Annotated in this window: 8 protein-coding genes; 5 read left to right on the top strand and 3 right to left on the bottom strand. The window is 66.5% G+C overall.

Features of this window, described 5'->3' with window-relative positions:
• Window positions 1–361: 361 nt before the first annotated feature.
• The 3 genes from HK401_RS20025 (at window position 362) to HK401_RS20015 (ending at window position 2,895) form a co-directional block, all read left to right on the top strand.
• Window positions 362–1,441, top strand: a complete 1,080-nt coding sequence (locus HK401_RS20025) for a glycosyltransferase family 2 protein (RefSeq protein WP_181276439.1) — start codon at window positions 362–364, stop codon at window positions 1,439–1,441.
• The gene (locus HK401_RS20020) at window positions 1,438–2,352 is read left to right on the top strand and encodes a hypothetical protein (RefSeq protein WP_181276438.1); all 915 of its coding nucleotides are present in this window, start codon (window positions 1,438–1,440) and stop codon (window positions 2,350–2,352) included. Before HK401_RS20025 ends, HK401_RS20020 begins: the two co-directional genes overlap by 4 nt.
• Before the next feature lie 81 nt (window positions 2,353–2,433).
• A complete protein-coding gene (locus HK401_RS20015; RefSeq protein ID WP_181276437.1) occupies window positions 2,434–2,895 on the top strand; it encodes a DUF3151 domain-containing protein in 462 nt (153 codons plus the stop codon).
• Between the two features lie 154 nt (window positions 2,896–3,049).
• Here HK401_RS20015 and HK401_RS20010 read toward each other — a convergent pair whose 3' ends face one another.
• On the bottom strand, window positions 3,050–3,373 hold the full coding sequence (locus HK401_RS20010; protein WP_181276436.1) for an ArsR/SmtB family transcription factor: 324 nt from the start codon (window positions 3,371–3,373) through the stop codon (window positions 3,050–3,052).
• Between the two features lie 222 nt (window positions 3,374–3,595).
• Between HK401_RS20010 and HK401_RS20005 the strand changes: the two genes are divergently transcribed.
• Both HK401_RS20005 and HK401_RS20000 read left to right on the top strand, forming a co-directional pair.
• Complete coding sequence (locus tag HK401_RS20005) at window positions 3,596–4,672, top strand: NADH:flavin oxidoreductase/NADH oxidase (protein ID WP_181276435.1); 1,077 nt, start codon at window positions 3,596–3,598, stop codon at window positions 4,670–4,672.
• A gap of 110 nt (window positions 4,673–4,782) precedes the next feature.
• Window positions 4,783–6,345 (top strand): MFS transporter, encoded by a 1,563-nt coding sequence (locus tag HK401_RS20000; protein ID WP_181276434.1) that lies wholly within the window; start codon window positions 4,783–4,785, stop codon window positions 6,343–6,345.
• A 20-nt stretch (window positions 6,346–6,365) separates the two neighbouring features.
• Here HK401_RS20000 and HK401_RS19995 read toward each other — a convergent pair whose 3' ends face one another.
• Together HK401_RS19995 and HK401_RS19990 are read right to left on the bottom strand one after the other, a co-directional pair.
• On the bottom strand, window positions 6,366–7,022 hold the full coding sequence (locus HK401_RS19995) for a TetR/AcrR family transcriptional regulator (protein ID WP_181276433.1): 657 nt from the start codon (window positions 7,020–7,022) through the stop codon (window positions 6,366–6,368).
• A 240-nt stretch (window positions 7,023–7,262) separates the two neighbouring features.
• Window positions 7,263–7,535, bottom strand: coding sequence for a GlsB/YeaQ/YmgE family stress response membrane protein (locus HK401_RS19990; RefSeq protein WP_181276432.1), 273 nt, complete (start codon window positions 7,533–7,535; stop codon window positions 7,263–7,265).
• Window positions 7,536–7,574 lie beyond the last annotated feature (39 nt).

Here is a 7,574-nt window from a genome sequence, read left to right as displayed (position 1 = left end):
AGCGATTGACTACCGACCGCCGACCGAGGTCCATTCCGAATGGATCAACCAGTCCGCGACAGAGTCCGCGGCTGCTTAGGAAACCAAGAAAAGGAGCCTCTACGAAACCCGGGGCTTGACACTACGCCGCTGACGTCGACCTGAATACTGGTTCGAACAAGCCGGTCACCAAGAAATGTTGATCGGAAAGAACACGCTGACCTGATTATCTGATCATTTCAACTCGTGTGGAGCCCGGCATGAATTCGCATGCCGGGCTCCACCGTTGGGCTGCCTCGGCAAGCACGCTTGCCTACGCCAGCCCGCCCACCTGAGCGCCCCCTCAAGACCGCGCCCGCGCGCGTGTGACAAGATTGAGGGCGTGTCGAAAGTACTTGAGATCCTGACCCCGGAGGGTCTGCCGCCGCTGGCCGAGAAGCCCGGCGTCTCCTACATCATGCCGGTCCTCAACGAGGCCGAGCACATTCGGCAGGCGATCATCACGATCCTCGCCCAGGACTACGACGGGGACAAGGAAGTCGTCCTCGCCCTCGGTCCCTCGACCGACGACACGAACGCCATCATCGCAGCCATGGCCGCGACCGACTCCCGGATCCAGACCGTCGACAACCCGCAGGCAGCGACCCCGATCGGACTCAACCTCGCGATCGGCGCGACCCACCACCCGGTGATCATCCGCGTCGACGCGCACTCCGGACTCAGCTCCGACTACACGCAGCAGGCCATCGACACCCTGCGTGAGACGAAAGCCGCGAACTGCGGCGGGCTGATGCTCGCCCGCGGCAAGACCTCCTTCCAGAAAGCCGTGGCCCGGGCCTACATGTCCCCGGTCGGCCTGGGCGGTCCCGCCTACCACTCCGGCGACGAAGCCGGAGAAGCCGAATCCGCCTACCTCGGCGTCTACCGACGCGAGGTCTTCGAAGCCCTCGACGGCTTCGACGAAGGCATCAAACGCGGACAGGACTGGGAACTCAACCTGCGCATCCGCACCGCCGGCGGCCGCATCTGGTTCAACCCGGACATGCAGGTCACCTACTGGCCGCGCGGAACCTGGTCGAAGATCGCCCAGCAGTTCTGGGCCACCGGCATCTGGCGCGCCGAACTCATCCGCCGCTATGGAGGGAAGAACTCCCTGCGCTACTTCGCCCCGCCGATCCTCGTGCTCGGCATGGGTGCCGCCGTCATCGAAACCCTGCTCCAGCTGAGCGGTACGACGAAGAAGTGGCCGAAGTTCCTCCGCCGCTTCACCTCACTCATCCACGTCCCCAGCTTCGGCTACATCGCGGGAATCCTTACTACCGCCTCGGCGGCGAAGGACTGCGGACGTCGCGAACGATTCTGGTTCGGCATCGTTCTGCCCACCATGCACCTGTGCTGGGGTGCCGGATTCCTCAAAGGCCTCGTCACCGGCGCCGGAGCCACGAAGGACAGCAGCCGATGAGCAAGAAGAAGCGCAGGCTGGACAAGGACCGCTACGGTCGCAGCTTCACCGATCCGCTGCCCTCGGTCGACCCCGAAGCACGCGAGCGAGTCCCCGTGCCCGACCGCCCCGAGCCGAAGAAATTCAACGCACCCCTGTGGGCCGGCGGGATCGTCGTCCTGCTCGTCATCGGCGTCGTCGCGGTCAACGTCTTCGGATCGAAGGATCGGCTGACCGTCGATTCGCTCAACCCGCCGGCCGTCGCCGCGCTCGACGGCGGGTCCGCGGTGTACCCGGCGAACTCGAAGCGCGCCTTCACCGAGAACGTGAAGTTCGGCTACCTGCCCGCCCCGACCCTGACCGCGCTGGGGGACGGCACGATCGTCGCCGCGAACCCCGAGACCGCCACCGAGACGATGGGACTGAAGACGGGCCTCGACGAACTCACCGCCGCCGAATTCGCCGACGCCACGATCACGCCCCCGCGCAAGGACACAGAGTCCGGCGAGACGATGACCTGGGACGACCTCGTCGACGAGGTCGGCGGCGACACCGTCATCATGCCCGAGATCGACACCACCGAGGTGGCCGGCCCAGCGTTGACGACCATCACCGAGGCGGAGCTTGAGGACTCGGCGATCGTGCGCACCGATGACGCCGAGGTGGCCCGCGCCGCCGCCGACGCCGGCATCGACGCGATGTTCACCGGGGACTACGCCATGAGCTCAGCCGAAGACCTCAACTCTGCTGGATACTCGGCCGTGGCGGTCAAGGCCGATGACGTATCGACCTGGGCTGAAGAGGACCTCGACGTGTGGGCCACCGACGCGAAGGACAAGAAGCAGCTCGACGGACTCGCCGACGAGGGCGCCACCGGTGCGCTGAGCACGAACCCGTACACGGTCCTGCCCTCTGAGATGAAGACCGACTGATGCCGGTGCTGGGGCGGGGAGCAGCCTCGGTGCAATGATGACCACGACCCTGACGACGAACCTCGACGAAAAGGAGACGCTATGACCCAGCCGATCGGAAACCCCTCGCACATCGGGAACCTGGATGCGAGCCAGCTCGGCCCGCAGCCGACATACCTGCCCGAGGACCACCCGGATGTCGAGGCGAAGAAGCGCATCGACGCCGGTGAGGAGCCCATCGACGTCGCAGCGGTGCTTCCCGCCTCATCCCTGGCGTGGGCCGAACTCGCCGATGATGCGCACAAGGAAGGTCGCCTCGTCGACGCCTACGCCTATGCGCGCGTGGGCTACCACCGCGGACTCGACGCCCTGCGTGCGGCCGGCTGGCGCGGAGCCGGTCCGATTCCGTACTCGCACGAGGTCAACCGCGGGTTCCTCCGCGCGCTCTACGCTCTCGGTCGTGCGGCCGGTGCGATCGGCGAAGGCGAGGAAGCCGCCCGCATCGAAGAGTTCCTCGCCTCATCCGACCCGACGGCCGTCGACGCCATCGGCCGCGGGGAGTGAGCGGAGGCCTTCTTCGAGCGGACGGCTAGATTTCGGCACAGTCTGCGACAGAATGCCCTGGTTGCGAACCGGGCCATCTGTCGCAGACTGTGCCGCTTTTCTTTGAGAGATGGAGCCTGTGAGGTGCCGCCGCGCAGGCTCGCGGCGATGCCGCTCAGGTTTCGGCGCGCTCGATGGCCTGGGCCGCGAAGACCGCGTCGAGGAGACCGGGGAAACGGGCGTCGAGGTCGTCCTTGCGCAGAGTGTTCATGATCTTCGTACCCTCGTACTCCTGCCGGATCACACCGGCCTCGCGCAAAGTCCGGAAGTGATAAGTCGCCGTCGATTTCGACACGGGAAGCTCGAAGGTCGCACACGCGTGATCGCCGAAGGCGTCGTTGAGCTTGCAGGCGACGGTGCGGCGAACCGGGTCGGCCAGTGCGGCCAGGACGGTGTCGAGTCGCATCTCGTCCCGACTGGGGTGTGCCAGTGTGCGCATTCGAGGGCCTCCTTTCGCCTGTGAGGTCGCTGTTCTCATCGTGTCGGGGACACTCCGATCGTCTCGGAAGCGGTCGCAGTCGTGTCTGCTTCTGCCTCCATTGTACGATATATTTGGTAGTACGAATTATCTCGTAGTATCGTGTCAGTTCGAAGTACGAAGATTCTCAAACTCCCAACCGAATACTCCCGCACGAACTTCTCGACACGATTCCGAGGTCTTATGTCTCATCTGCTGTTCGAACCGCTCACCCTGCGCGGTCTGACTTTCCGTAATCGGATCTGGGTCCCGCCGATGTGCCAGTACTCGGTGACCCGCGAAGACGGCGTCCCCGCCCCCTGGCACACCGTCCACTACGGTTCGATGGCCCGCGGCGGAGCAGGCGCCGTCATCGTCGAGGCCGCCGGAGTCGTCCCCGAAGGGCGAATCTCCGCCCGCGACCTCGGCCTGTGGAACGACGAACAGTGCGACGCCTTCGTCCCCATCGTCGACTTCCTGCACTCACAGGGCGCTGCCGCCGGCATCCAGCTCGCGCACGCCGGTCGCAAGGCCTCCACCTTCCCTGAGTGGGGCACCGACCGGTCCGGCAGCCTTCCCGAGAGTGAGGGCGGATGGCAGACTGTCGCCCCGTCGGCGCTGGCTTTCGAGGGGCTCGCCGAGCCTCGCGCGCTCACTGAATCCGAGATCGCCGAGGTGGTCCAGGCCTTCGCTGCGTCGGCTCGCCGATCGATGGAGGCCGGGTTCGACTTCGTCGAGATCCACGCCGCCCACGGATACCTGCTCCACGAATTCCTGTCGCCGCTGAGCAACACCCGCACCGACTCCTACGGCGGCTCGGCGGAGAACCGTGCCCGGCTCCTCCTCGAAGTCGTCGACGCCACCCGCGCCGAGGTGGGTGACGAGGTGCCCGTGTTCGTGCGCCTGTCCGCCACCGACTGGACCGAAGGCGGGCTGAGCCTCGACGACACCGTCGAACTCGCCGGCTGGCTCAAGAGCCACGGCGTCGACCTCATCGACGTCTCCTCCGGCGGCAACGTCCTGGCGCAGATCCCCGTCGGCCCCGGCTACCAGACGGCGCTGGCCGCCGGGATCCGCGAGCGAGCCGGTATCCCGGCTGCCGCGGTCGGGCTCATCAATGAGCCGTTCCAGGGCGAACACATTCTGGCCACCGGTCAGGCCGACGCGATCCTCGTCGGACGCGAGTACCTGCGCGACCCGAACTTCGCCCTGCGGGCCGCCGATGCCCTGCGCTTTGACATCGACTACCGGCCGGCGCAGTACCACCGCGCGTACAGCTGAGCGTCTGACTCAGTCGGCGGCAGAGCCGTCGTTTCGGTCCCCGTGGTGGTGAGCAAACGCACCACGGGGACCGATTGTGCCCAGACCCGAAGCGGAGTAGAACAATATGAATGGGTAATGTTTCTGAGTCCGTGATGTCAGCTGAGCAGCGCAAGATCCTCGCGGTCATGCTCGTGCCGATGTTCATGTCGCTGCTGAGTGTGTCGATCGTCAACGTCATCCTCCCCGACATGCAGCGCTCGATCGGCGCCTCGAACTCCGCGATCCAATGGGTGCTCTCGGGCTACACCCTGGCCTTCGGCGTCTTCCTCGTCGCCGCCGGTCGCGCCGGCGACCTGTTCGGCCGCGGGCGACTCTTCGTCATCGGCGTCGGCGTCTTCGCCGCAGGTTCCCTCATCGCCGGACTCGCCCCCGACCCGCTCATGCTCAACCTCGCCCGCATCGTCATGGGCATCGGCTCCGGCCTGCTCAGCCCGCAGGGCGTGGGCATGATCCAGCAGTACTTCCACGGCAAGCTGCGCGGACGCGCCTTCGGCATGTTCGGCACCATCGTCGGCGTCTCAGTCGGCATCGGACCCGTGCTCGGCGGGGGACTCATCGCCATCCTCGGCGACGAATGGGGCTGGCGCTCGGCCTTCCTCATCAACGTCCCGATCGCACTCATCGCGATCATCCTCGGCCGCCTCTGGCTGCCGCGCAGCGCCTGGGTCGGCAGCGACACCGCCGCCGATTCCGATACTGCGTCTGCCGATGCTGTCTCGAACGACACCACCTCGAACGGCACTGCCTCGGATGAAGGTGCCTCGCCTGACCGTGCACCGAACGGCGACGACCGGACGCGCGCGGACTTCGATCCGATCGGCATCCTCCTCCTGGCCGTCGGCACCCTGCTCGTCATGCTCCCGTTCCTCGAGCGCAGCCTCGGCGCCTGGATCTACGCCCTCGTGCCCATCGGCGCCGTCGTCGTCATCGTCTGGGTCCGCTGGGAGAACCGCTACGCTCGCCGAGGCGGCTCACCGATGGTCGACATGCAGCTCTTCCGCACCCGCAGCTTCGCCTATGGCGCATCATTGTCCTCGGTATACTTCGTCGGCATGCCCGGAGTCTGGGTGATCGTCGCCCTCTACCTGCAGAACGGACTCGGCTTCCCCGCCCTCGAGGCCGGTCTCATCGGACTGCCCTCGGCCCTGCTTTCGGCAGCCGGTGCGCAGGCGGCCGGTCGGGTCGTGCTCACCTTCGGACGTAAGATGGTCGTCCTCGGAGTGGGGATCGCCCTGACCGGGGTGGTCGCCTCGGCGCTCATCGTGCTCGCCCACGAAACCTGGGGAATCAGCATCTGGTGGATGCTCGCCTCCCTCGGCGTGCTCGGCATCGGGCAGGGCATGACGATCAGCCCCAACCAGACGCTCACCCTCGCCGAGGTGCCCGTCGAATATGCGGGCACCTCGGGCGGGATCATGCAGACCGGACAGCGTGTGGGCACGGCGATCGGCATCGCCGTCGTCACCGCCGTGTTCTTCGCCTTCCAGTCCCTGGCCGGCTATTCCGCGGCCATCATCGCCGGGTTCACGGTCATCGCACTCATCATCATCGCGGCCGGGATCATCGGAGTCATCGACCTGGGCCGGGGGCGGAAGAAGGCCGCGCGCGCCGAGGAGCTCGCGAAGAGCTGAGCACCCGGCCGTCTCGGTGCTCAGGTGCCGAGCGAGGCGCGGATGCGTTCGATGAGGTCGTCGAGGCCGTCGTCGAACTCGCGGTCGGAGTGGTCCTCGGCGAGCAGATTCTGCAGCCGACTGACGGTCGCGAAGTCCTCGAGGTCCTCCTCCGCGTCACCCGCCTCGGGGGCCGTCGGGGTGTCGACGCCCATCGCGGACACCTGGAGGAACAGGTCGCCGAGGAGGAAGCTCGTGAACGCCTTGTAGGCGTCCACTGCTGCGGCATCAGAGAATCCGAAGTCCTTGAGCGAAGAGAGGAAATGCTCGACCCAGCGAATGCTCCGCAGCGGCGGGCGCAGCCATGGCGCTTCGGGCGGCTGCGTGATCATCAGCGGGAACATCCGCGGGTGGGTGAGAGCCATGCGGCGGGTGGCGTTGGCCACGCACTGCAGATACTCCTCCCACGAGTCGGGTTCCCGCTGCATGAGGTCGTCGTCGAAGAGCGCGTCGATGAGCTCGCTCACCGCCGCGGAGATGAGCTCGTCCCGTCCGGGAACGTGGCGGTACAGTGCCATGGCCTCCACATCCAGTGCTGCACCCAGACGGCGCATGGTCAGTGATCGGACCCCGTACTCGTCGATGTAGGCGACTGCGGCCTGAACGACATCGCTGCGGCTCAGGCGTCGGCGGGCCATGACCTCTCCTCACTTCGCTGATCTGCGGAAGGCCGCGAGTCTCAACTGACGGCGGCCCGTTCCAGCGATCCTACACTCAGCAGGATCGCCGGCGGCCGCCTCGGGGGAGGAGGCGGCCGATGCGTGGGGAGTGCTCCGGGTCGGTCGCCGAGGCTGCCGTCGGGGAGTCCGAGGGGGTGGACTTTCAGTGAGCATGACCCTGTCGGGTCGGCTCAGTGGGGTTGCCTCTGCAGGGTCGCCTCAGCGTGCCGCGCGACGTGAGCGGCCGGTGATGAGTCCCCATACGATGAGGACGATGATCGAGCCGCCGATCGCGCACAGCCAGGTCGAGATCTCGAAGAACGAATCGACTCCGACGCCGAAGAGGGCGCTGCCGAGCCATCCGCCGAGGAGGGCGCCGATGACTCCGATGATGAGCGTGCCGAGCAGCCCGCCCGCCTGCTTTCCCGGCAGGATGAGCTTGGCGATGGCTCCAGCGAGGAGTCCGAGGATGAGATAGGCGAAGAAGCCCATGGTGAGGTCCTTTCGATGATGGTCCTCCGAGTGACAGAA

This window comes from Brevibacterium oceani (assembly GCF_013623835.1).
In the GTDB taxonomy this organism is placed as follows: domain Bacteria; phylum Actinomycetota; class Actinomycetes; order Actinomycetales; family Brevibacteriaceae; genus Brevibacterium; species Brevibacterium oceani.
This window is presented reverse-complemented; position numbering and strand designations above follow the sequence as displayed.